The 23155-nt window shown below is 46.5% G+C and carries 23 protein-coding genes; 5 read left to right on the forward strand and 18 right to left on the reverse strand.

Going from position 1 to position 23155, the window contains the following annotated elements; genetic code table 11:
• Positions 1–109: 109 nt before the first annotated feature.
• The 6 genes from LL912_RS21155 to LL912_RS21180 all read right to left on the reverse strand — a co-directional run bounded on the left by LL912_RS21155 (position 110) and on the right by LL912_RS21180 (position 5931).
• Positions 110–892 (reverse strand): GLPGLI family protein, encoded by a 783-nt coding sequence (locus LL912_RS21155; RefSeq protein ID WP_235555605.1) that lies wholly within the window; start codon positions 890–892, stop codon positions 110–112.
• A 6-nt stretch (positions 893–898) separates the two neighbouring features.
• A complete protein-coding gene (locus LL912_RS21160; protein ID WP_235555606.1) occupies positions 899–3631 on the reverse strand; it encodes a TonB-dependent receptor in 2733 nt (910 codons plus the stop codon).
• Positions 3632–3714: 83 nt separating this feature from the next.
• Positions 3715–3927, reverse strand: coding sequence for a helix-turn-helix domain-containing protein (locus LL912_RS21165; protein ID WP_235555607.1), 213 nt, complete (start codon positions 3925–3927; stop codon positions 3715–3717).
• Positions 3928–3929: 2 nt separating this feature from the next.
• Positions 3930–4469, reverse strand: coding sequence for a hypothetical protein (locus LL912_RS21170; RefSeq protein WP_235555608.1), 540 nt, complete (start codon positions 4467–4469; stop codon positions 3930–3932).
• 7 nt (positions 4470–4476) lie between these two features.
• Entirely contained in the window at positions 4477–5220 is a 744-nt protein-coding gene (locus LL912_RS21175) for a CPBP family intramembrane glutamic endopeptidase (protein WP_235555609.1), read from the reverse strand.
• 87 nt (positions 5221–5307) lie between these two features.
• A complete protein-coding gene (locus tag LL912_RS21180) occupies positions 5308–5931 on the reverse strand; it encodes a DUF2975 domain-containing protein (protein ID WP_235555610.1) in 624 nt (207 codons plus the stop codon).
• Positions 5932–6124: 193 nt separating this feature from the next.
• On the opposite strand from LL912_RS21180, the gene LL912_RS21185 reads away from it, so the two are divergent.
• On the forward strand, positions 6125–7948 hold the full coding sequence (locus tag LL912_RS21185) for a hypothetical protein (RefSeq protein ID WP_235555611.1): 1824 nt from the start codon (positions 6125–6127) through the stop codon (positions 7946–7948).
• Here LL912_RS21185 and LL912_RS21190 read toward each other — a convergent pair.
• The 4 genes from LL912_RS21190 to dusB all read right to left on the reverse strand — a co-directional run bounded on the left by LL912_RS21190 (position 7942) and on the right by dusB (position 11614).
• A complete protein-coding gene (locus LL912_RS21190; RefSeq protein WP_235555612.1) occupies positions 7942–9729 on the reverse strand; it encodes a MutS-related protein in 1788 nt (595 codons plus the stop codon). The genes LL912_RS21185 and LL912_RS21190 overlap by 7 nt on opposite strands.
• A 61-nt stretch (positions 9730–9790) precedes the next feature.
• The gene (locus LL912_RS26005; RefSeq protein ID WP_319941349.1) at positions 9791–10090 is read right to left on the reverse strand and encodes a Uma2 family endonuclease; all 300 of its coding nucleotides are present in this window, start codon (positions 10088–10090) and stop codon (positions 9791–9793) included.
• A gap of 11 nt (positions 10091–10101) precedes the next feature.
• A complete protein-coding gene (locus LL912_RS26010; RefSeq protein ID WP_255785802.1) occupies positions 10102–10425 on the reverse strand; it encodes a Uma2 family endonuclease in 324 nt (107 codons plus the stop codon).
• A gap of 148 nt (positions 10426–10573) precedes the next feature.
• The gene (gene dusB / locus LL912_RS21200) at positions 10574–11614 is read right to left on the reverse strand and encodes a tRNA dihydrouridine synthase DusB (protein WP_235555613.1); all 1041 of its coding nucleotides are present in this window, start codon (positions 11612–11614) and stop codon (positions 10574–10576) included.
• Positions 11615–11729: 115 nt separating this feature from the next.
• Between dusB and LL912_RS21205 the strand changes: the two genes are divergently transcribed.
• From LL912_RS21205 to LL912_RS21215, 3 genes are all read left to right on the forward strand, one after another.
• A complete protein-coding gene (locus LL912_RS21205) occupies positions 11730–12644 on the forward strand; it encodes a CPBP family intramembrane glutamic endopeptidase (RefSeq protein WP_235555614.1) in 915 nt (304 codons plus the stop codon).
• The gene (locus LL912_RS21210) at positions 12634–13497 is read left to right on the forward strand and encodes a phosphatidate cytidylyltransferase (RefSeq protein ID WP_235555615.1); all 864 of its coding nucleotides are present in this window, start codon (positions 12634–12636) and stop codon (positions 13495–13497) included. Before LL912_RS21205 ends, LL912_RS21210 begins: the two co-directional genes overlap by 11 nt.
• 89 nt (positions 13498–13586) lie before the next feature.
• Entirely contained in the window at positions 13587–13931 is a 345-nt protein-coding gene (locus LL912_RS21215; RefSeq protein ID WP_235555616.1) for a nuclear transport factor 2 family protein, read from the forward strand.
• Between the two features lie 175 nt (positions 13932–14106).
• Here the strand turns inward: LL912_RS21215 and LL912_RS21220 are convergent, their stop codons facing one another.
• From LL912_RS21220 to LL912_RS21240, 5 genes are all read right to left on the reverse strand, one after another.
• A complete protein-coding gene (locus LL912_RS21220; protein WP_235555617.1) occupies positions 14107–15429 on the reverse strand; it encodes a DUF58 domain-containing protein in 1323 nt (440 codons plus the stop codon).
• 104 nt (positions 15430–15533) lie between these two features.
• Positions 15534–16511, reverse strand: a complete 978-nt coding sequence (locus LL912_RS21225) for an AAA family ATPase (RefSeq protein ID WP_235555618.1) — start codon at positions 16509–16511, stop codon at positions 15534–15536.
• A gap of 10 nt (positions 16512–16521) precedes the next feature.
• Positions 16522–17742: a DUF4350 domain-containing protein gene (locus LL912_RS21230; RefSeq protein ID WP_235555619.1), complete on the reverse strand. Its 1221-nt coding sequence runs from the start codon at positions 17740–17742 to the stop codon at positions 16522–16524.
• Positions 17743–17756: 14 nt separating this feature from the next.
• On the reverse strand, positions 17757–18479 hold the full coding sequence (locus tag LL912_RS21235; protein WP_235555620.1) for a hypothetical protein: 723 nt from the start codon (positions 18477–18479) through the stop codon (positions 17757–17759).
• Positions 18480–18540: 61 nt separating this feature from the next.
• Positions 18541–19518, reverse strand: a complete 978-nt coding sequence (locus tag LL912_RS21240; RefSeq protein ID WP_235555621.1) for a stage II sporulation protein M — start codon at positions 19516–19518, stop codon at positions 18541–18543.
• Between the two features lie 114 nt (positions 19519–19632).
• Between LL912_RS21240 and LL912_RS21245 the strand changes: the two genes are divergently transcribed.
• Complete coding sequence (locus LL912_RS21245) at positions 19633–20460, forward strand: RDD family protein (RefSeq protein WP_235555622.1); 828 nt, start codon at positions 19633–19635, stop codon at positions 20458–20460.
• Here LL912_RS21245 and LL912_RS21250 read toward each other — a convergent pair.
• The 3 genes from LL912_RS21250 to LL912_RS21260 form a co-directional block, all read right to left on the reverse strand.
• Complete coding sequence (locus LL912_RS21250) at positions 20457–20909, reverse strand: hypothetical protein (RefSeq protein ID WP_235555623.1); 453 nt, start codon at positions 20907–20909, stop codon at positions 20457–20459. The two genes, LL912_RS21245 and LL912_RS21250, sit on opposite strands and share 4 nt — an antisense overlap.
• On the reverse strand, positions 20906–21331 hold the full coding sequence (locus LL912_RS21255; protein WP_235555624.1) for a hypothetical protein: 426 nt from the start codon (positions 21329–21331) through the stop codon (positions 20906–20908). The genes LL912_RS21250 and LL912_RS21255 overlap by 4 nt, the downstream gene beginning before the upstream one ends.
• A 338-nt stretch (positions 21332–21669) precedes the next feature.
• Positions 21670–23094, reverse strand: coding sequence for an efflux transporter outer membrane subunit (locus LL912_RS21260; RefSeq protein WP_235555625.1), 1425 nt, complete (start codon positions 23092–23094; stop codon positions 21670–21672).
• Between the last annotated feature and the right edge of the window lie 61 nt (positions 23095–23155).

The following is a 23155-nucleotide window of genomic DNA, read 5'->3' on the forward strand; positions in this document are numbered from 1 at the left end:
GAAGCGCCTTTAACCGATTCATAAAACCGCGATGGGTGGAATGCCTCCTGGCCGGATGCACATCCTTTTCAGACCTCCCGGGTTTTATTGCGTTTTTTGAAAATAGTAACTACAGGTCCATAAAGAATTGCACCCAGGGCGAGGTAAGCCCAAATTGTTTCAGCATTTTGGCCGTAGTTGCGTTAAATTCTTTATTGTTTACAAGGGTGTTTTTCCCCTGCACCGGCAGCTTCCATTTGTCGGGCGCCGTGTCCACACCAGTAACGGTTTTGGCAAAAATGGTAATATGCTGGTGGGGAATGGCAATGCCCAGGATCATACCCGGGAGACCATTAAACGATTCGGGTCCCCCTTTTGTAAGGATCTCGTCGGTATAAAAAGCAACCACGTAAATAGAGTCAAAGAACAACGCATTGGCCCGGTGGCACTGGTACCCGGCTATCTCCCGGGTTTCATCGGTAAGTTTCCACTTTATGTTTTTCAGAGAGTCCGTTATAAAAAAGGATTTTTCAAAAGCCTGTTTAATGGTTTGTGCTTCTTTTGTTTCAAAGTTGCTGTATACTTTGTTTTTATAGGCTACAGGAATGGCAAAGTTTTTCGAAAACTCGATGTCGGGGTTCTGCGGCTGGTAAAGGCTATGTTTGTTGTCAAAATACAGTTCAAAGCTATCGGTCCAGAACTGCGGGGCGGTACTGCGGTATTTCTGCATAAAAGTGCCCAGCTGATCTTCCGGTACCTGTTTGGTTTCCTTCAGGAAGATCTGCATAGCAGCAAAAGTATTCACTTTCCGTTCAAAGGTGATTCGGCCACTGTTTACAAAGGCCGCATATTGCGCCTGCACCGGGCCCAGCGCCCCTATTATCAGTATTAAAGCCAGATAAATGCGTTTCATGAAAAGTTATTGCTTAAGGTTATTAAATTTTGTAAAGCTCCAGGTGGCACCCACCATAAAGAAACGCCGGATAGTGGTGTACCGGTTTTCGGAAAAGAACGTGTTATTGGCGGTACGCGCATAACCATTGTTCTCGTTGAGGATATCATTACAGGATATTTTAATGGTCAGCTGGTCGTTCTTCAGGAAATTGCGGCCCACCCAGGCGTTCCAGATGGTGCGGGTGAAATTATCGCTAAAGGCCTTGCTTTTCTGCTGCCACAAATAGCCCAGATCCGTATGCAGCTGGAATTTTTTAAGGAAGTAAATATCTGCCGACGGGTTAAGATTATAAAAGAAGTAATTGTTATTGCTTCCGGGTTGGAGCGAGGAGCTGTTTAAGGTATAACCCCCGCTGGCGGTAAGGTAAAGACTGTATTCCTTCATCTTGGTTTTGAAAAATTCCAGGCCCAGGGTATAGGTGGTATAATTGAGTTTGTTTACCGCACGGTTGATCATGCTGAAGGTATTTCCACCGCTGATGCTGCCATAGGCTCCGGCCTGCAGCTCCCAGGCCTGTATTTTTTTGGAGTAATAAAGGCTGGCATTGTAGTTCTGGTTGGTATAGCCCTGCATGTTTACAAACTGGTACGTGTAGGCGCCGGAGGTATCTACCAAAACGCTGTTGACGATGGGATTCGAAACCCTGCTGTAATTGGCATAACCGCCGGCGTAAGTCTGCGACACTACCCTCACCGTATTATAGTAGGCGCTCAGGTTATTGGAAAAACTGTTCTTCAGATCCAGGTTGGGCAGGTAGGTGGATAACTGGCCATTGTTGAAGGCCAGCGGAAGCAGCTGGGTTCGCTCAGGATTGGTGCTGTTACCGTTGTAGCTTACATTTAAACTTTTATAGTTACTGAATTTATAATTCACACTGGCCTGAGGATTCCAGTTCCAGAACTGTTTGTCAAACGTGAGCGGACGGTAGCGGTCTTCGATATTCATGCGTACCAGTTTGACATTGTTACCGATTTTGGCAATAAATTTTTTGGAAGCATAGTTCAACGCGGCGCCGGCCTGGTTACCCCAAATGGTGCTGTTCATGAGGGTACTGAACTTTTTATCCATTGTGGCTCCTGAAGGATCCTTAACAAGATCAAAGGAGCGCTTGTCATCGTGCAATTCTTCGTTGTTGAGCTTATAATTGACCAGCAGCGATAATTTTGATGTAAGCGGTTCGGTATAGTTGGCGTTGAAGCTAAGGGTGCGCCAGTCGTCGTTCATCTTCCGTTGCAAATGAAGCTCCCTGGTACTATCGAGTTCGCCCTGCCTATTGTAAAAGTCGCTTAGAGAGCGGCTTTCACCCCGTGATGCATCATTAGAAAAGTTATTGTTCAGGTAAAACGAAAGTGTCCGGCCGTATTTCTTTAATTTTTTCTCCCAGGATAGGTTCAGATTATAGGCATTATAATCGTAGTCATTGGAACTGGAGCTTTGGTTATTGTAAAGCAGGCTGCTGTCGCCCCTCAGGTTCCGGGTCATTCCATTGCTTTTATTTTTGCTGTTGTTGATAGAGCCATCGGTATAGATGGTAACGGTGGAAGTGGTATCAAACTTGTGAATATATTTGGCATTCGCCTTATGGCTGTTACTGCTGTTTTCAAAATGATTGTTGGCGTTGCTGAGAATTAAGCCGGTGGGAAGGTTATTTTGGGATATGGTTTGATCATTGCCCTCCACATTGGTCATATTGAATTTATAATTGCTGTTAATGCTGTTCTTATCCTCCCCCCATTTTTTATCATAATGTAATCCCGCAGAGGTGGCCCTGGGCAATCCCTTTCCGGAATATGTACCATTTCCATCCTCATCGCTCCCGATCTTTTCTTTATCGGCGGAACCCAAACCGGTGCGGCCGATATTGCTGGTGGTTCCGTAAACGGCCATTTTCCGTTTGCCTTTAAAGGCGTTTAGCATTCCCTGGGCATTATAATGCTGATCCGTACCGCCGCCGGCTTCGGCCTTGCCAAATACGCCATGATTCTTATCTTCTTTGATTTTCAGATTGATGGTTTTATCCTTTACCCCATCTTCAATGCCCGTAAATGCGGCTGCATCGGACTTTTTATCGTATACCTGTACCTTGTCGATCATATCCGCCCTGAGATTTCGGGTAACCAGGGTAGGGTCATCTCCAAAAAACTCCTCGCCATCCACCAGCACTTTTTTTACTTTTTGCCCCTGGGCGGTGATATTACCATACTGATCTACCTGCAAGCCGGGCAGTTGCCGGAGCAGCTCCTCCACCGTGGCGTTGGCCTGTACTTTAAAGCTATCTGCCGTATACTCGGTGGTGTCTCCTTTTATCTTTATCGCGCTGACCTGCGATTTTACGATCACTTCCTGCAGCAGTTTTTCTTTAAGGATCATGTTCACCTTGTTCATGTTGAACAGGTTGTTTTTTGCATCCCCCATAAAGATCCGGTGCGAGTAGTCGGCATATTTCGGGTAACTGAAAAATAATACATACCGCGCTGTATCACTAAGGTTATGAAATGCAAATTTTCCGTCTTTATCGGCGCGGGTATCGGCTACAATAAACGAATCTTTATCCTGCAGGAGCACCACTGAGGCATTGGCCAGCCGCACATTGGCACTGCTGTCCATTACAATGCCGGTAACCGATGTTTTTTGGGCATAGCTCTGGATACAAAGGATCAGGGAAAACAGTATAAATCCCGGGTATTTTTTTGTCATTGAAGGTCAATTTTATGTAAGCGTCAGCTGTTAGTCGTTTAAAACCAAAAAAAGTTACAATGGTTGAAAAGATTTATATTTTTTTATGCATTTTCTTTCCGGTATTCAATAATATCGCCGGGCTGGCAATCCAGTGCCCTGCAGATTGCTTCCAGCGTTTCAATGCGGATAGCCCGGGCTTTGCCGTTTTTCAGGATAGAAAGATTGGAAAGCGTAATGCCCACTTTTTCGCTCAGCTCGTTGAGCGACATTTTCCGGCGGGCCATCATGACGTCTAAATTAATGATGATGGGCATGGTTATACGGTTAAATCATTTTCCTGTTGGAGCTCTACACCTCTTTTAAAACCCTGGGCAATTACAAAAAGAATAACGCCCATTAGTATCCATACATCCGGCCCGTCTAATTTTAAATCGGCCGCATCCGGCATGTGTACCCCTTTTGAAAATAGCCATTGTGCATATTTAAAACCGTATTTTGAAAACAGGCCAATGAAGAACGCAATAACGGCCCCATATAAAATAAACCGGTTCACTTCTGTACTGAACGGCCGGGCGAACTTAAGGTTTTTATTGCGCATCAATTTAATAACCATATAAAAAAGCAGGGTCTTTAATAGGGTTACAATGCTTATCACAATGATGATGGCTGTAAAATGTCCTTTATCATATTCAAATAAAGGCGATAGATCTTCCCATTTGTATAAATGGTGGGCGTAGCCGGGTAGTATCAGCCACAGGACGCTGCTGACCATGATGGCGCCGGCTTCAACACATAGGGCAATAAATATGATCCAGGCGAGCACATTTAAAAGTTGGATGATTTGTTTTGTTTTCATTTGTAAATCATTTAAAAATCTTAGCAACTGTGCGTGAAAAGGGCCGGTTGGCGGTTTTCCCGGAAATAAAGAGGACGATGATGGCCGCCAGGAAAATAATGGCATGCATCGTCAGCGCAGTGGTTGTTCCCCGGGCTTCACTCCCTTGTGTATACGTATAATGCCAGATACCGGTACTGCCGGTCAGTCCAAACATCCAGCGACCAAAATTCCAGGCACTATGAAGACCCAGGGGAAGGGCAATCCCCTTTGTTTTTATGGCGGCCAGCCCGAATAAAAGCCCACCCATTCCTGAACCTATTACCGCCATGTGCCAGCTCATGCCCGCCAAACGGTGTTCAAGAATGAAAACGGCGGTCACGATCATCAATGCGGCCAAACGACCATAAGCCGTAGCCAAACGTGTTAAAAAGTAGGAGCGGAATACCAGTTCTTCTCTTGTGGCTACAAGCAGATAAAGCAGCAGCGCAGAAAAAACGGCACCGGTACCGGGAGCTGCACTTCGCGATAATCGGACGGGCGTTATCCATACAACGAGCAATACCCAGATAAGGACCATCAGGATGCCCGCAATAAATCCCTTTAAAAAACGGGGAAGGCTCTGCTTATGGAAATAGACGCCCGTCTGTTTTAATGTTATCTTATCCCTGTGGCAAAAGAAAATAAGTATTATAAACGTAAGCGCAGCCGCCGCTCCGATTGTTGCCGTAGATACCGGGCGGATGCCAGTCATTGGTACAATTGCCGACATTGCAACAAAGAGTAAGGTTGTACAGACGTAAAAAAGCAGGGACCTCAATAAAATAGTGGATGAACGTTTTGTTTGCATTCCGGTAATTTAAATAGTGAGCGCCTGGTCAGTTTGCAGTTTTACTCCGCTTGCATATACAAAGGCAATGACCCAGATGATTAAACCCGTGATTAAACCATTTCCAATTTCTGTTTCTAACTGAAAATGCATGGCCGGGAACAGCTGCCGCAATATCCGGCCCTCAACCAGGTAGTCGAGCGCCTTAATAACATCATTTAAAATAAAAGCCAGGGCCATCAGGCGGAGGTAACGGATGATCTTTAGGTGAAAGGGCGATTCGCCTTTGTTGATGCTTTTTAGTACCCGTATAAAAAGCCACAGAACCCATATGCCCAAAGCCATATACACTGTTTTTATAAATACGGTATAATAGCCTGCCGGTGTATTGGGATGAACGCTGACCACATACCGGCTGTTTACCTGCTCATATTTGGCCGTGGCTCCGGCGTTTGTAATCACCGGTGATGTCGCAGATCCAAAGGACCGGACATTTAAGCTAAGCTCACGAAAATTACCGGACCGGAAATCCGGCTTTATGCCGGCTACATTCAACATCGATTTCACCAGAAATAAAGCCGTGAAAAAGATCAGCAGATAAAAACCGATATAAGCAAGCACTTTTAACATTCCGATAGCAGGCTGCGACTTCATATGTTTGATTTTTGCACAAAGCTGGATTATTTTTATCAAATTTCAAAATAAATTTATTGTAAATCGATAAATTTATTTTGAAAATCGATTATCTGAAATCCTGTCGGAAATCCGGCTCCTGCATTCTCTTGAATGTTACACGCGTTAAATGTTGTAATTTTAGTGGGTCTTTATCATTGATTCTGTAGGGCTTATGAAATATGTGATTTATTTTTTGTCGTTGCTGCTTTCCGGTTTTTTTCTTAAGGCGGCTGCACAAGATCCTGAACTCATCAATCAAAATCTGGATAACTTTGAAATAGCGGCATCTCTTGCCGATACAGGGAATTTTAAAACAAAACAGATTTATTCCGTTCGTTATTACCAGATGCCGGATAAAAAAAACCAGGGAAAACATACAAGAAATATCGGAGGCATACGGATGGAGCCAATGGCATATACGGAATACCTCCCGGATGGAAGAAAATTGTATTATGAATATTATAACGGGAATAGGAAACATACGGAACGTTATTACTATGATGTGCACCATCAACAATTGTTGCTGATTGAACGCCCTGGAATGGTAACCTGGCAACACTGGCTGCTGTATAACAAAAAGGGGTTGCTTGAAGGCATGGTCCGTTGCGGCAACAGCAAGGGAAATCTTCTGGTGGATGATTATACAACCTATCACTACCGAGATTCCGGGAACACCAGCATCGTGCAGATAACCGGTTATAATAGTGATACAACCGCAGACCCCGTTGCAGAGTATCGCTTTTCCGGATCGGCGCTGATAAAAAACCGTCCTTTATACCAGTCAAAGATTCAGCATTTCCGGCTGATCAACGGGCGCTATAAGCCGGTAGCAACAAAGGGCTATATTTTTAACGACCGGCAGGTGCAGTTTACTTATGATGACCATGGTTTTATAACATCGGAAATCTGGTATCAGCCGGAAGGCGTATTGGAAAACAAAACGGAATATTCCTATTTCTACGGGTATGCCGAACGCGTGGAACAGCAATATCATATGAAGGGTACCGAAAAATCATTGCGGACCCTGCGCAGGTACAATGCCCAGGGGGACCTGGTTTTTGAGCAGTCGAGAGAATATACCGGCAATTTGTTGGGTATCGAAAGCTACGAATATAAATATGATGACAAAAACAACTGGATTGAAAAACGGAAGTACTATCAACCCTGTAGTCAGGGTGTATATGGTGCAAAACAGCTGGTAGCATTGGAAGCGCGGGAGATTGTGTATTACCAGGACGGGCAATTACCGAAGGTACCGGGGCTTCCTCCTTATCCTTCACAACTGCCGGCCGTATTAACGCAGATCCCGGTTATTGCCGCCAAAAAACAACAAGAGCAGGAGGCTTTTGATGTAGCTGTAGCATCGGGCAACTATGACGAAACCATTAAAATTACCAGCGCCGTTACACTTGCAGCTTTTACACCGGCGTATTGGACGGTTCGCGACAGCGTTTTTGGGGATCTGGATGGAATAGCGGGCGATGAAGCGGTGGTAGTATATAAAACGCCCATGCCGGCAGATATGGGTGCCGCCTCCTGCCTGGCTGTTTTCCGGAAGACCGGCGACCGGTGGATGCTTTGGTACCAAACCCTGGCACCCTTACTGGGCGACCAGAACGGTGGTATGATGGGTGATCCTTATAGCGGTATTGCGATCGCAAGAAAATGTATTGTGGTGCATCATTTTGGAGGCAGCCGCCAGAAATGGCATTATACGCACCGCTACCGGTTCCAGAACGGGAGCTGGTACCTCGTAGGTGCTACCATAAATTTTGGAGCCCCCTGCGATTCAATGACGCAGCTGGATTATAATTTATCCACCGGGGATGTAGTCGTAACGTGTACAACAGAAGATTGCCGCGAAAAAGGTGCTGCAAAGGAAAGCAGCTGGACAGAGCGGATGCATATCCAACGGCCGTTGCCGCGGATGGATACTTTTATACCGGGGGCAACAGAATTGCCTTTACCCAAACGAAAGCAAGCCCTCTATTACTGATCGATGACACCCAGTTTTTTCATCAGGTAGGAGGCGCTGAGCTTGGTACAAACGCCGTCTTTCAATTTATAATCAAAGACCAGCTCATCATTGATGATCTCCGATTCAAAGGCTTTGTTGGCGATATAATTGGGATAATCCTTGATGAGATCGGCCACCACCACATCATGCGTAGCTATAATGCCAAACGTATCAAAGCCTGCCATTTTCCGGATCAGGCCAATGGTGCCGTTCCGCTTATCGTTGCTGTTGGTGCCGCGCAGGATCTCATCAAGGATCACAAATGTGGTATTCCCTTCTTTGAGGTGTTCTACAATGGTTTGTAGGCGCTTTAATTCTGCATAGAAAAAGGATTCGCTTTCCTGCAATGAATCCGTAATACGCATGCTTACATATACATCAAACGGATAAAACACAAACCGGGTTGCCGTTACCGGCGCACCACTGCGTGCCAGTACCAGGTTCATACCCACGGTGCGTAAAAACGTACTTTTGCCGCTCATGTTGGAGCCGGTAAGGATAATGAATTTTTGCTGCTGAAAGTCCGCATCATTGCAGATCCTTTTTTCAGCGCGGATCAGGGGATGTCCCAGGTTTGTGGCCGTCAGCGCAGGGGCGCCGTTTATTTCAGGAAAGCAGTTGCCGGGATTGTTAAAAGAAAAATTGCCCAAACTGCCCAATGCTTCAAACTGGCCGATCACCTCGAGCCACCCGGCAATATGATCCCCGTGCTTTTTTTTCCATACCCCCAGCCGGTACAGAATGTGTACATGAAACAGGAATAATCCATTCAGCAGGATACTCACGACCAGGTTCACGATGGATTCCAGGTATTCGAACAAAGAAGCCAGCTGGTGCAACTGCCGGGAAGCAGAAGGAGCATCTTGTTTTAACTGTCGCTGATAAGCTTGCAGGAGCGGCGTGTTGAATGCCTGGGTTTCAATCCGCCGTAGCTGGTCTTTATAGGCCGCCAGTATTTTATTTACGGATGAGGAAACCGTTAGCTGGGCTGCAATTTTTTTTCCGAATGCAAAAGCGATGAAGAGGTTTAATACAAAGGAGCTGTAGATGATCCGGAATACTTCGTTGCTGTCTGAAATAAACAGGTAATACAATAAACTGCCAATAGTAATCAGCGGGAAAAGCATCAGAAAGGCATACAGCGGTTTGCTGATGCCGGTTTTGGCTGCACGTACCCAGGTCATGAGCTGGCTCAGTTCTTTTTCGCGGTTTTCCTGCAGGCTGCCGCTGGCGTAAAGCTGTTGACGGAAATCGTCCAGAGCGGCCAGTTCTTTAATCGCTTCCTGCCGCTGGAGAATGGTTGCTGTATCAGGGTTTAGCAGCAGGTTTGCCAGCGCTTCCCTGCCAAAAGAAGTGCTGCAGCGGTTCAGGTGTGCATAAAGCCCGCCTTCACCAAATAAATCCAGGTCGTAGGAGTAGGGGTGATGTGGATCCTGATAAGCTTTCCCATTGATATATGGAGACTGGTTGGTATCCAGGAAGGCGATCTCATCTGTATTGTATTTGACCAGCGCCTTATAATAAGTGGTCTTTTGCTGCAGCCGGTCATACCATTTTACAACCACCAGAAAGGCAATAAATAAAATGACAGCGGATAGAATGGTTAAGGTACTGCCCGTTTGGGTAGATTGATAAAGCAGGTAGATGAAAACGGCAAAGAGCAGGAGCCGGAAGAAACTGAGCCATCCCGACTTTTGCTTCAGTTGGCTCGCCTGTTTAGAAAACTGTTCTGCTCTAACTTTGTAACTTGTAGTATCCATAGAACCGTAAAAGTAAAGAAGAAGCGTCAATGATGCACAAAAATGGCCGGACTGGTGTACTTTATTCAAATATATCGCGCACGTTAAATTTCAACTCCGGGAACACAGCGGAACTGATTTCATCGGTTTCAATAAAGGGCTTGATACCCTGGAACTTTCCGTCTTTTAACAGATACACAAGGACCACTTTATCCTGCGGTTCTACGAGCCAGTATTCTTTTACACCGCTTTCCTCATAGAGGTCAAATTTGATGCCCATCTCTTTTTGAGTGTTCCCTGGTGAGAGGATCTCAATTACCAGGTCCGGGGCACCGATACAGCCCCGGTCGTCTATTTTTTCAGCATCGCAGATAACGCAGATATTCGGCTGTACTACTGTAAAAACGAGCTCATCCCTTTTTGCTTTTTAGAGTCGGGTAGGCGCACATCAAAGAGCGCTGCAAAAACGTTGCAGGGTTTTTCTTCAAAGTAGTTCCCGATTTTAAGTGTCAGTTTTAAGGATGTGGATTGGTGCTTCATACCCGGTGCCGGGCTCATTTTATGGATCCGGCCTCTTAAAAGTTCCACCCGTTCCTGGAATTCCCACCGGAAATAATCGGCATAAGAATAGCGCCTCGATATATCCAGCTGATCCATGGAGGTAATGACGCCATAAGGCACAGGGGGCTCTTCTACTTTATTATCTTCCGGATCCATTCAATAATATTATGATCCCTGTAAAGGTGCTCTTTTTAAAAAATGGTTGCCGAATCAGGCGGTCTGATTTGCTTCTCTGGTCATCATTAACAATTCACGAATGCTTCGGATAACGGGTTATGATTATAAACTACAGCCGCTAAACACATTAATTCACCGGGCATTTTTCGTGGTAGTTGATCAGCTCAATGGGTGTGGCTTGCATTTCAAGACCAGAATATTTTTCAATGATTTCATCCAGCACTTCCCGAATGGCGGATTCTTCTGCGAGGCGCACCAGTTTGCTCCGGTATTCTTTTATATTGGGCAAGCCTTTCAGGTAGTTGGCATAATGGCGGCGCATTTCATTGATACCAACGATCGGGCCCTTCCATTCTACACTTTTTTGCAGGTGTTTGCGCACCACGTTTACCCGTTCTTCCACAGTAGGGGGCGCCAGCACAGCGCCTGTTTGAACATAATGCTTTATTTCCCGGAAGATCCAGGGATAACCAATGGCGGCGCGCCCGATCATAATGCCATCCACGCCGTAGCGGTTCCGATACTCCAGTGCTTTTTGCGGACTATCGATATCGCCGTTCCCAAAAATGGGAATATGGATCCGGGGATTGTTTTTTACTTTACCGATCAATGTCCAGTCGGCCTCACCTTTGTACATCTGGCAGCGGGTGCGGCCATGAATGGCCAGTGCTTTAATGCCCACATCCTGCAGGCGTTCTGCCACTTCCTCAATGTTCAGCATGCTGTCGTCCCAGCCAAGCCTGGTTTTTACGGTTACCGGCAGGGAAGTGGATTTTACCACGGCTTCGGTAAGACGAACCATCAGATCGATATCTTTCAGTACACCCGCTCCGGCTCCTTTCAGCGCCACTTTTTTTACAGGGCAGCCAAAATTGATGTCCAGCAGGTCTGGTTGGGTAACATCTACGATTTTTGCAGCCAGAGACAGACTGTCTTCATCGCCTCCAAAGATCTGGATGCCGATCGGTCGTTCATAATCAAAAATATCCAGTTTCCGGCGGCTTTTGATCGCGTCGCGGATCAGACCCTCGCTGCTGATGAACTCGGTATACATCAGGTCGGCACCGTTATCCTTGCATACAGCGCGAAAAGGCGGATCGCTGACATCCTCCATGGGAGCGAGTAAAAGCGGGAAATCCGGCAGCGATATGTTTCCTATGTTTACCATTTCTTGTGTTATCAGTTTAACAGCTATCAGCATTTAGCGTTCAGTGGTCTACGCTCAACTTGCAGAAATCAACTATTTTTGAGCCCGCAAAGGTACGATTTATTTTTTTGATACTATGATGACTGATCTTGATAAGAAGGATATCTCCTATACGGCGGGATTTTTTATGTTGATTGCTTTTGGTGTGGGAGGCATGTTCCTGGCTGGAGCTATCGGAGGTATTGCCTGGAATCTGATGACGGGAAAGGGACTTGCTGAACTGGCAGCGGCTGTCGGAAATCCCGCTTATCTGAGGGAGATGCAACTGCTTCAAACCCTTCAGGCGCTGTTTGGCTTTTTGGCGCCTACACTGGTAACTGCTTCTTTTTTAAGCCATAAGCCGTTGAAACTGGTTGGGTTTAGCCAAAAGCCGGAGGGCGACCTGGTAGTGCTTAGTATCGTGCTCATTCTTTGTGGTTTGGGCGTAAGCGCAGGGCTGGGACATTTAAGTTACCAGCTGCCGCTGCCGGTATCTGTTAAGGCACAGTTTGACCAATGGGAACAGGTTTATGCCGCGCAGGCTGCGGGTCTTGTAAGCTTTAAAAGCATACCCGACCTGCTGCTTTCGATCCTGGTGCTGGCACTGGTACCTGCCGTTTGCGAAGAAGCGTTTTTCCGGGGCGGATTGCAGAATTTTATGTACCGGGGTAACGGAAATCGTTGGATGGCGGTGATTGTGGTAAGCCTGATCTTCAGCATCGTGCACATGTCGGGTTATGGGTTTCTTTCCCGCCTCGCACTGGGTGTGATCCTGGGATTGATTTACCAGTTATCCGGCAATATCTGGCTGAGTATTCTGGCCCATTTTATCAACAATGCCCTGGCGGTGATAGCCATGTACCTCCAGGTGCAATCCGGGAAGTCCCTTGCTGAGGCGATGAGCGATAAAAGCGGCAGTTACCTGGGATTGATGGCTGTGCCGGTGGTGGCCGTTCTTTTTATGTGGATGAATAAAAAAATAAAACAAAAAAAACCGGCCGATGGCATTTAACTGGAATACATTCTGGACAAGGGCTTTTACTGCTCTAATTTTTGTAGCGGTGATGATGGCCGGATTGCTTTATAACGAATGGAGCTTTTTAATATTAATCAGCCTGATCCATTTCGGCTGCTGGTGGGAATACCTGCAGCTGATCGAAAAGATCTTCAGCGTTTCTTTTCATCCCTATTTGAAACTTGGCTTCTGTTTAACGGGGTATCATTTGCTGCTGCTTTGCTGCGGAACGCTACAGTGGTTTGGTTATACCCTTGCCTCGAGCTTTTCATTGCCGTTTCTGCTGGCCGGACTGATATTGCTGGTGTCAGGGATGTTCCGGCAGCGCATTCATATAAAGGCCCTGGGCGCAGCGGCGTTGGGTTTTGTTTATATTTCGCTGAGCTGGACCCTGTTGCTGTTGCTGCGGTATTCGACCGAAATTCATATTATGAAGGAGCCTGCCCGGCATGCAATGTCGGGTTTCTTTATACCCGTTTTGCTGATCGTGGCCATATGGATCAACGACACCTGTGCCTACCTGGTTGGTTCGATGATCGGGAAAACGCCCCTTTCAAAGATTTCTCCCAAGAAAACCGTGGAAGGAACCGTTGGTGGGATGCTGCTTTGTGTAGCCGCCATTACACTGATCCTGCAATACTGGTTTCAATGGCAGGTACTGCTGGGTGTTTCGCTGATAGCCGCGGTTGCAGGTACCGCGGGTGATCTGCTGGAATCAAAGCTGAAGCGGATGGCGGGTGTAAAGGACAGCGGCCATATTATGCCCGGACATGGCGGTTTTATGGACCGGTTCGATTCCCTGCTGGTAACCATTCCTTTCGTATGGTTGTTCCTGTTACTTCTCAAATAAAGAACAGAACGGAGCGGTTTTTGTGATAATGATCACACCATTTTTTCTTTTTCCACTTTAGCTTTGTAATTCTATTAAAATAACATAATATGAATCACAACGCAACAACGGTGGTATCCCAATTCATCGGGGATCTCAACAACGAAAATTTTTCAGGAGCAAGAAATGTATTGCATGATGATTTTGTATTTGAAGGCGTGCTGGGGAAGCGAGAGGGCGCAGATCTTTACGTAAAGGAAATGTCGCAAATGAAGCTGAAATATGAAGTATTGCAATCTTTCGGGGGCGGCGAAGACGTATGCCTCTGGTACAATATTGACATGAATGGTAAAAAAATCCTGGCCTCCGGCTGGTATCATACAGAAGCAGGGAAGATCCGGTCATTTAAGGTGGTATTTGATCCGAGGCCGTTGCTGGATTCCGGGCAAAAATAAGTATGTGCTGGTTGCAACATTGTTGCCTGTTGGCAGAAAGCCGACGGTGTGTCTTTAAGAGCCTCCCGGATAAAAACGCTGAACAAGCGCATCCTGATTTTCAAACCCATAACCCGGAGCTGGATTTTAGTCTTCTGATATTTGGAATTTAGATTTTAGAATTTAATCCCAAAGCTTAGATCCTTGCCCGGTTCTTCAGCTCCAGGTATTTGTTGATGGTATTTACTGTGAGTTGCTGAGGCGTCGTAAGAATGCCCAGAATGCCGTTCTGCTGCAGTTCCTTGATCATCTGCCGCTTTTCAAAGGCAAATTTTTCGGCAATAGTCTTGATATAAACTTCTTCAAGATTTGTTGCGGAAGATTCAATGAGTCCTTTGATGGCGGTGTTTTCAAAAATAACTACCAGCAGCAGGTGATAATGGGCCATTTTCTTCAATGCCGGCAGTTCCCGCTGGAGGCTCTCGATCGATTCAAAATTCGTAAAGAGCACCAGCAGGCTGCGACTATTGATCCTGTTCCGGATTACCGTGTATAGTTTTTCATAATCGGCTTCCAGGAAGCGGGTCTCCTGTTGATACAGGGTTTCGAGGAGCCGGCTGATCTGCCCCGGACGTTTGTCGGCAGCAATAAAGCTATCCAGGTTTTCTGCAAAAGTGATCAGACCCGCCTTGTCCTGTTTTACGATCGAGATATTGGAGAGCACCAGCGAGGCATTGATGGCATAATCCATTAAGGTCATTCCCTCAAAGGGCATCTTCATTACACGCCCCTTATTGATGATGCAATAAACCTGCTGGCTTCTTTCATCCGTGTAATTATTCACCATGATGTTGCCCTTACGTCCGGTGGCCTTCCAGTTGATGGTGCGGTAATCATCGCCGCGTACGTATTCTTTAATATGCTCAAACTCCATGCTGTGCCCCAGCCGTGGTGACCGTTTTACACCGGCTTCCTGCAGCCGGTTGCTGATGGCCAGCAGTTGGAACCGGCGCATTTGTACAAACGAAGGATATACCTTGGTGGTTTTTTGTGCCGGGATGGTAAACCTGCGGGTAACCAGCCGTAACGGAGCTGTAACGAATACATGGATATCGTGAAAGGTGTAAGTGCCGCGGGTGAGCGGTTTTACTTCATAGTGTATATCCGTTCCCTGGTTGCCTGCTAAGGATACATACCGTATCCAGTTCCGCTCCTGGAACTGGGCCGGCAACTCGTCGATAATAGAAAGCGAAACGGGATAAGGATAATTGTTGAAAAGATGCAGGCTGATTTGGTTCGCATCGCCGATGCTCAAACGGTCTGGTGTGGTGCGTGTGGCAATAATGCCGTTTCGTTTCCGGTAAACCAGCAGGGTATCTACGAGAACGGTTACGCAGAGGCACAGCAATAACAAGGAAGCAATGGTGTACAGCTGTGGTATAAAATAGCTGGTGATAAAGCACAGTGCCAGTGCACCGCCGATATAATAAACGATTTTATTGAGATAAAAGGATTGCAAGGAGTGATCTGAGATTTGAGATTCAGAATTGAGTTTTGAGACCAGAGATTCGGGACACGGGAATTGGTATTTGGAATTTGATATTTAGAATTTAGGATTGCGATTTACCTCGGTATTTCCAGCCCGTTGATCATTTGCTTAATGATCTCGTTTTCTGTAATACCCTCCATTTCTTTTTCAGGCGACAGCACAATGCGGTGTCTCAAAACGGGTGCAGCCACCGCCAGTACGTCATCTGGTGTAACAAAGTCACGGCCACTGATTGCGGCCATCGCCTTGGATGCATTCATGATCGACAGGGAGGCCCGGGGTGAGGCGCCCAGATAGATGGCCTTATTGTTCCGGGTGTGGTGCACCAGCTTTGCGATAAAGCCTAGCAATTTTTCCTCGATAAGGATCGATTTTACCTGCTGCCGCAGCTCGTTGATCTGTGCTCCTGTTAACGCCTGTCGTATACTGTCCAGCGGGTTATGGTTGCCCAGTTGATGAAACCGGCTGAGGATCTGAAGTTCTTCTTCTTCGGTTGGATATGGCACTTCAATTTTAAAAAGGAAGCGATCCAGCTGGGCTTCGGGAAGGCGATAGGTCCCCTCTTGCTCAATAGGGTTTTGCGTGGCAATAACCATAAAAGGAGCCTCCATAGTATAGGTTTTTCCGTCAACGGAAACCTGCCGTTCTTCCATTACTTCCAGCAATGCTGCCTGTGTTTTGGCGGGAGCACGGTTAATTTCGTCAACCAGCACAATATGTCCAAATACCGGCCCTTTCTTAAACTCAAAGCGGGCGTCTGCCGGGTTAAATACCGGTGTGCCGATCACATCGGAGGGCATCAGGTCTGGCGTGAACTGGATACGGGAAAAAACGGCATTCACAGAACGTGCTACCAGTTTGGCAGTAAGGGTTTTGGCAACGCCGGGCACGCCCTGTATCAGCACATGCCCATCGGCCAGTAATGCGGTAATGATCAGCCGGACCATTTCGTCCTGGCCGATAATGATCTTTTTGATTTCATCAGTGATTTTCATGACAGCCTGATTGAGATCGTTAAGATTGACACGGTTTTCAAAAATCGGTTCTTCCATTCTGTTGTTTTTAAACGCTCTTATAAAATTTTTCAATGTTTGCCTGTAACAGGACCAGGTCGGCATCCGGAATGACTCCTTCCTGGTTGACCTTTTTGATCTGGTTGACAATGGTCGTTACCAGAGATGGGTCGGCACCGCTTTTATCACTGACTTCCCGGACAAAGGCTTCATTCAGTTCCTTTGAAAAGATATGATATTTATTCCGCAGATGCTCCAGGAAATAGGCGCTCATTTTTTGAGCCAGGTTCACGTTGTCTTTTTTGTCATAATAAAGCAATCCCATTGTTTTTACAAAATCCAGTGTATCGTTTTTTGGAGGCGCAATCCGGGGAATAAAACGTTGCCGCCGCCGCATCTCAAGCAAGGTGAAAACGAGCAGGAGGAATAAAGCCAGCAGGATGCCGCTTCGGAATGATTGCTGCTTCATAATAGAGGCAAACCAGCCATTTTTTTTGTTGTTGGCATATCTCCGCTTGCGGTAATATTCATCCCAGATAATGGTATGGGTATCGCCGGGGATCATCGAAAATACCTGGCTGAAATATTCGATATTGTTTTGATACAATAAAAAATAGTTGCTAAAAGTTAAGGGTGAAAGGTGCAGGAACAACCGGCCTTTTCCTTTTCTCAGTTCGATGAAATTCGCCCGGCCTTCCTGGCCGCGTCCGAGGATACGGGTGGTGCTTTTGTCCGTTCTGACAAAATATCCCTCCAATGCCACGCCGGGATAACGGGTCGTGTAACTTTTTGGAAAGGGGGCGGCATCCAGTTCTACATGCATGGTGTCTGGTCCGTAATCGGCAAAAGGGTAGGATTGTATGGCCCCGACGCTGGCCCTGCCGTCGATCAGCTGTTCCAGTTCCTCACCCGGGCGGAAACAGCTGATGAAGACCGTGTTTCCTTCTTCAATAAAACGCACCAGGGCATCCAGTTCATAGGAGGAAATTGTAAACTGGGGACCGATGCTGATAAAAAGCCGTCCCGGGGATTCCTGGTTCAACAGGGTGTCTTCCAGGAAATTTTTAGTATTGGAACGAAGATCCGCGGTGGGAAAAAAATGTTTCATTCCCTCGTATGCCACATAAGTGCCATAGGGGTTCTTGTCTTCTTTTTTTAAGGAAACAAATGTACTGACCGGTTTCGCGTTTTTTTTGCCGGTTCGTACAAACAGCAAGAAGATGACGCCGGTCAGCAGGAGCAGCAAGAAATATGGAGCATATTTTTTCAAGCGATCAATAAGGATTATAGTTTTTGTTTGAGTTGCTGGAAGGTGGTATTTATTTTCTGATACATATTTTCAGTAACCTCAAACAAGCCATACCAGCTGTATTCATAATGACGCGTGGCGGTAAAGAAGTCGTCGTAGTAATTACTGGCGCGCATTTGAAGCAGGTATTCAAAATTTGTTTTGTCGGGTAAAAAATGAATCAGCTGACGGTCGGATAGTTTTTTCAAAAGCTCCAGGTATTGCAGGCGGATGGCCAGCCGGTAATTCTTTTGTTGCAAGGCCTGATGAATGGAAGCGGCATAATCAATAGAGAAAATATCCTGTGGTGCTTCCTTTATCGCCGGGGTATTAAGTGGAGTGCTTTTTTTGCGGAATAAGATAAAATTATGCGCTGCCAGGTACCATAGCAGCAGTACAATAAAAACAGCAATGGCAATATAGGGAACTGCTTTAAAAAAAGCGGCTAAACCGCTGAGGCGGCCGGAGTTGTCGCGGGCTTCTTCCGGTTTGTCTTTGCCCGGCTTCAGGCCGGTTTTTACATAGTCGAAGGCAGGGTCTTCCCGCAGTTTAACAGTGAACTGGCCGGGCATCGGACGGATGGTGTCCTGTTCGTTCTCAAACCCTTCCACCGGGTTGAAGGAGGCGGTACTTTCAATGACCGCCTCCTCCGCAACAGTATCATTATCTGCAGACGAATCCAAAACGGTTACTGCCGTTTCTTTTTCATCCTGGGCCATACAGGGCATGCCAGTTAACAGCAGGCCGAGACAGGCCAAACGGAATATGATTCGGAGGCGATTATGCATGTTTTGCAGAGCCCTCCTTTATCATGCTGCTGCCCCGGCGGAACAGCAGCACCGGATAGATGATAAAATACCAGATTACAAAAAGGACAGAGGCCGCCGTTAGCAACGTGGTAAACCAGGAAGCATTATTATAGAGCCTTGTGAACAATCCTTCAAAAAGTGCAGCAATGACAAACGCCGGCAAAATGCCGATCATGATTTTGACACCATCCTTTGCCCCTTCTGCAAACGCCTCCATGCGTTTTTTAGTGCCGGGAAACAAAAAACTTTTCCCTAAAACCAGGCCGGCCGCGCCTGCCAGGATAATAGCGGTGATCTCCAGGGTGCCATGCACGAATACCACCATCCAGAACTGGATGCCCAATCCCCTTGAGGCGAATAACTGGTCGAAAATGCCCATCATGGCGCCGGTTTCAGCCAGTTTGTAAAGGGTAGGAATGCCGCAAAAAACACCGGAAACAAAAAAGAAGAAGGCTACCCGGATATTGTTGATCATAATACCGAGCCAGCTTAACACCGGGTTACCGGTTTCATAAATACCAAAGGGATTGCCATCTGCGATATTATCCAGGGTCTTTTGTACATAGTTGTCGCCAAAAAAATTATTGGCCAGTTCCTGGTCTTTTGCTGCAATAAAAAACGCCAGCAGGAAAAAGACAATGAAGAGTATAAAGGCAAATAAAACAGCCCTCCGTTGTTTATAGATGACCAGCGGTAATTCGTATTTCCAGAAATAAGTGATCCGGCTGGAATCTTCCTTATGGTTCTGGTAAATGCTTAGATACATATCTGATGCCTGTTTATTCAGATACTGTGTGGTTTTGCTGGTGGGATAAAAAGTTTTTGCATAAGCCAGGTCGTCAACCAGTTGGGTAAACGATCGGGCCTGCTCATCGGGCGCCTCCGGAGGTTCCTGTTGGTTTTTCAGCCAGCGGTCTTTATTTTTTTTAATAAACAGTGCTTCTCTCAAGCAAAAGATTTTTGCCAAAATACAATTTTTATTTAAGAAGATCAATCCTGCCGGTAAATAATCGTACGGATATAGCAATTAAAAACGTATTTTGCCTGGTAAAACACTTGCTCCATGCCGGTAATCAGCATTCCTACTTCTTTTAATATTGATGTGGCTTTTGAAGTGCCCAGCTTTGGAAGGCGGCTGGCATCCCTGCTGATTGATATGGCCGTGGAAATCTGTTACCTGATTGCGGCCTCCTGGCTGGTGGAAAAACTGACCGGCCCGGCATCTTATTGGAATGAGGATGCCCAGTATAATTTGTGGGCGCTTCAGTTGCTGACCGTCGCTCCCGTTTTTTTATACCATATCATTATGGAAATAACTACCAACGGTCAAAGTGTGGGTAAAAAAATAATGAGGCTGCGGGTCGTAAACGATAAGGGAGGAAAGGCGAGTGTCAGCCAGTTCCTGATCCGGTGGCTGCTGCGGGTTTCCGATCTTTGGATGGTGATGATCCTGTTCCTGCTGCTGCGTTTGGAAGGAGGTGGTACAAGCCTGCAGACTTTTTTTATACTGCTGCTGGCGCTGGGATTCCTGGTTACGGATATTGTGCTGGTGGCCTCTTCAAAACGGTCGCAGCGCATCGGCGACCTGCTGGCACATACCATCCTGATCCGCACGAACCGGCAGGAGGATCTTTCTGCAACGATCTTCCGGGAAGTACGTGATGATTATGTGCCGGTTTTCCCGCAGGTAATGCATATCTCCGACCGGGATCTGAACGTTATCAAAAACCTGTTGGATAACGCGCATAAGACCCACCGGTACGAATCCCTGAGGAGCGCCGCCGACCGCGTGCAACAGTACCTGAAAATTGAAACGGATATGGAGCCGTATCAGTTTTTAGATAAACTGCTGGAGGATTACAATTATCTTTCTACTCGGCAACTTGTTTAAGTGGCAGCTCCCAGCCCCAGCATAAGGGATGATAAAAACAGGAACCCCAGGGCACATAGTAAAAGAATACCAATGATTTTAAAATAACTGGCCAGGTGAAACAGTCCCCTGTTAAGCGTGCGGCAATCATCAGTGGCCAGCCCTTTCCGAACAAGTTTGGAGAAACTATAAAGCGTGTAAAATAATACGGCGCTAATCAGTACCGAAAATATAACCAGGAGTACGGAACTCTTCGCGGCAACCTGTATTGTTGCGTCATCGAATCCCTCTTTTGTCAGCCCCGTTCTTACCGACGGCTTTGTAATATATGCAAGCAGACTGATGATCGTACCGGCAATGGAAAGAATGGCAGCAGCACCGGCAACCTTTGCAGTACTATTAATCTTGCTCTTTGTGTAAACATCAAGCGGTATAAATGATGCGCTTTTGTCGTGTTCCGGATAGTTCATTGAAACAGTGTTGAAATATTCGCAAGGAGGCTGATCCCTGAAAGGATGGCCATAGCGATAAAAAATCGGTGAAAATTTGAAAACCCTTCCGCAAGCAGCGTGGTGTTTTTTTGTAGCACGCCTGCTTTTAAACAACTGGCTGCCTTATATAGAAAATACAGTACCGTTGCTGTTAAAAAGAAGAAGATAAAAAAAACAAAGATCAGGGCACCATAAGTCCCTTCCGCTTTTACCGGCAGAATACTTTCAAAGGTTTTTAAAATCATGGCACCGTTTACCAGCATGACGGCTACTACAAATGCCCCCATGCTAAAGCCGATCACGGTGATCAGGCGTGCCCACCGGCTGATTGCCAGCAACTGATGGTCCAATTCCGGATCGGCGCCGGTGTCAAAAATGGAATCTGGGTCCTGTTCGGTCATTGTTATTTTTTAAAATGTAAATATAGGCCATGTTTTTTTTAGAAAGGCGGCACAATGCTGGTAGACCTGAGATTTTTCTGATTCCTGTCCTTACGCGTTCGGTCAGAGCAAGCGTTTTATAATAAACAGGCATCCGTTATATTAAAAAAAAGGTGTACCCTTTGATGATTTGCAAAAACACAAACCATTGCTGCCGCTGCGGTCAGTATTCTCGCCCACCGGAAATAAAAACAATTTTGACACCGGTTTGCTGTTATGCTTCTTTCAGCGCTGAAATAAAAAAAGCGGTATCAAAATCGATACATCGTTTTGATACCGCCTGGCAGGCTCCGGCCGGTTTACCGCCAGCCGCCCCCCAGTGCTTTATATAACTGAATCACGGCATTCAGTTTGCCATATTTGGCATCCACGTAATTCAGTTCCGCCTGCAATTTGTTGGTCATGGCGGTGATCACATCCAGATAATTACCCATACCGTTGTTTACAAGCTCCTGCGAATACTGCGTAGCAGAGTCATATTGCTGAAATTCCTGTCTTTTAAAATCGATGAGTTTTTGCTGCGCATCATAACTGAATAAGGCATCGGATACCTCCTTTGCTGCATTCAGGATGGTTTTCTTATAACTGTTGTATGCCATTTGCTGGTTGGCCTGCGATACCTCATATTGTGTACGGATCTGGCGTTTATTCAACACAGGCTGCAGCAGGGATCCCGTTGCGGTTGCAAAAAGAGAGCTGACGCTGAAGAGCCGGTCAAAATCTACGCTTTGCAGTCCGCCGCTGGCGCTAAGGGTTAGCGAAGGATAAAATGCTGCCTTTGCTGCGTTGGTCATGTGATAGGCATTCATATAACCAAACTCGGCCGCTTTTACATCCGGCCGGTTTGTGAGCAACTGTACAGGCACGCCAATGGCCAGGGAAGTGTTGATCTGTTGCTGATCCAGTGTGTTCCGTTCGATGGATTGCGGAGGAATACTCAGGAGCATACAGAAGTAGTTTTCCATCAGCTTGATGCTGTTGTTCAGGTTCACCAGGATGCCTCTCGAATTCAACAACAGGGCTTCGCTTTGCTTTACAGCTACCTGGGTGAGGCTGCCCGAATTTTTAAGTGCCTTCGTTGTTTCCAGGTTTTGCTCGCGGTAACGGATGGTTTCCTCCGTGATCTTTTTCTGTTCATCCAATGACATCAGCTGGTAATACGTATCTGCAATGGCTGCGATCAGGTCTGATTTTACGGCCTGGTGCGCGGCCTGTGATTTCAGAAAATTGGCAACAGCCGCTTCTTTATTGCTTTTGATCTTTCCCCAGATATCCGCTTCCCAGGATAGGTTGCCACTGATGCCGTACTGGAATAGGTGCAGCCGGTGTCCGCCTGCCAGCTGCCCCAGCTGTGTATTCAGCGAATTGGTCTGGTAGGTTACGGATGGTCCTGCGGATAAGGTTGGAAAAAAGCCGGCTCTGCCTTGTTTCATATAAGCTTCGGCAGTGGCAATCTGCTGGATAGCGGTCCGGATGTCCAGGTTTTCTTCAAGTGCTTTGTTGATATAACCCACCAGTTTTTCATCCGTAAACAGTTCCTTCCAGGAAAGGTCTGCAATGGTAGTAGTGTCTGCAGGGAGCTGGTCGGTACGGTAATAACGGTCGTCAACCAGATCTTTGGGCCGCTGGTACGGTTTTGCCACAAAACATGCCTGTAGCAGGACCATCACCAGCAGCAATGCCGGCAGGGGGTTAAATACCCGGATCATATTGTTTGATTTCATATCTCTGTTTTTTTCCTGTTCTTTTACGTTGCGGTACTCCTGCTTCATAAACGGTTGCTTC

The organism is Niabella agricola, assembly GCF_021538615.1.
Lineage (GTDB): Bacteria > Bacteroidota > Bacteroidia > Chitinophagales > Chitinophagaceae > Niabella > Niabella agricola.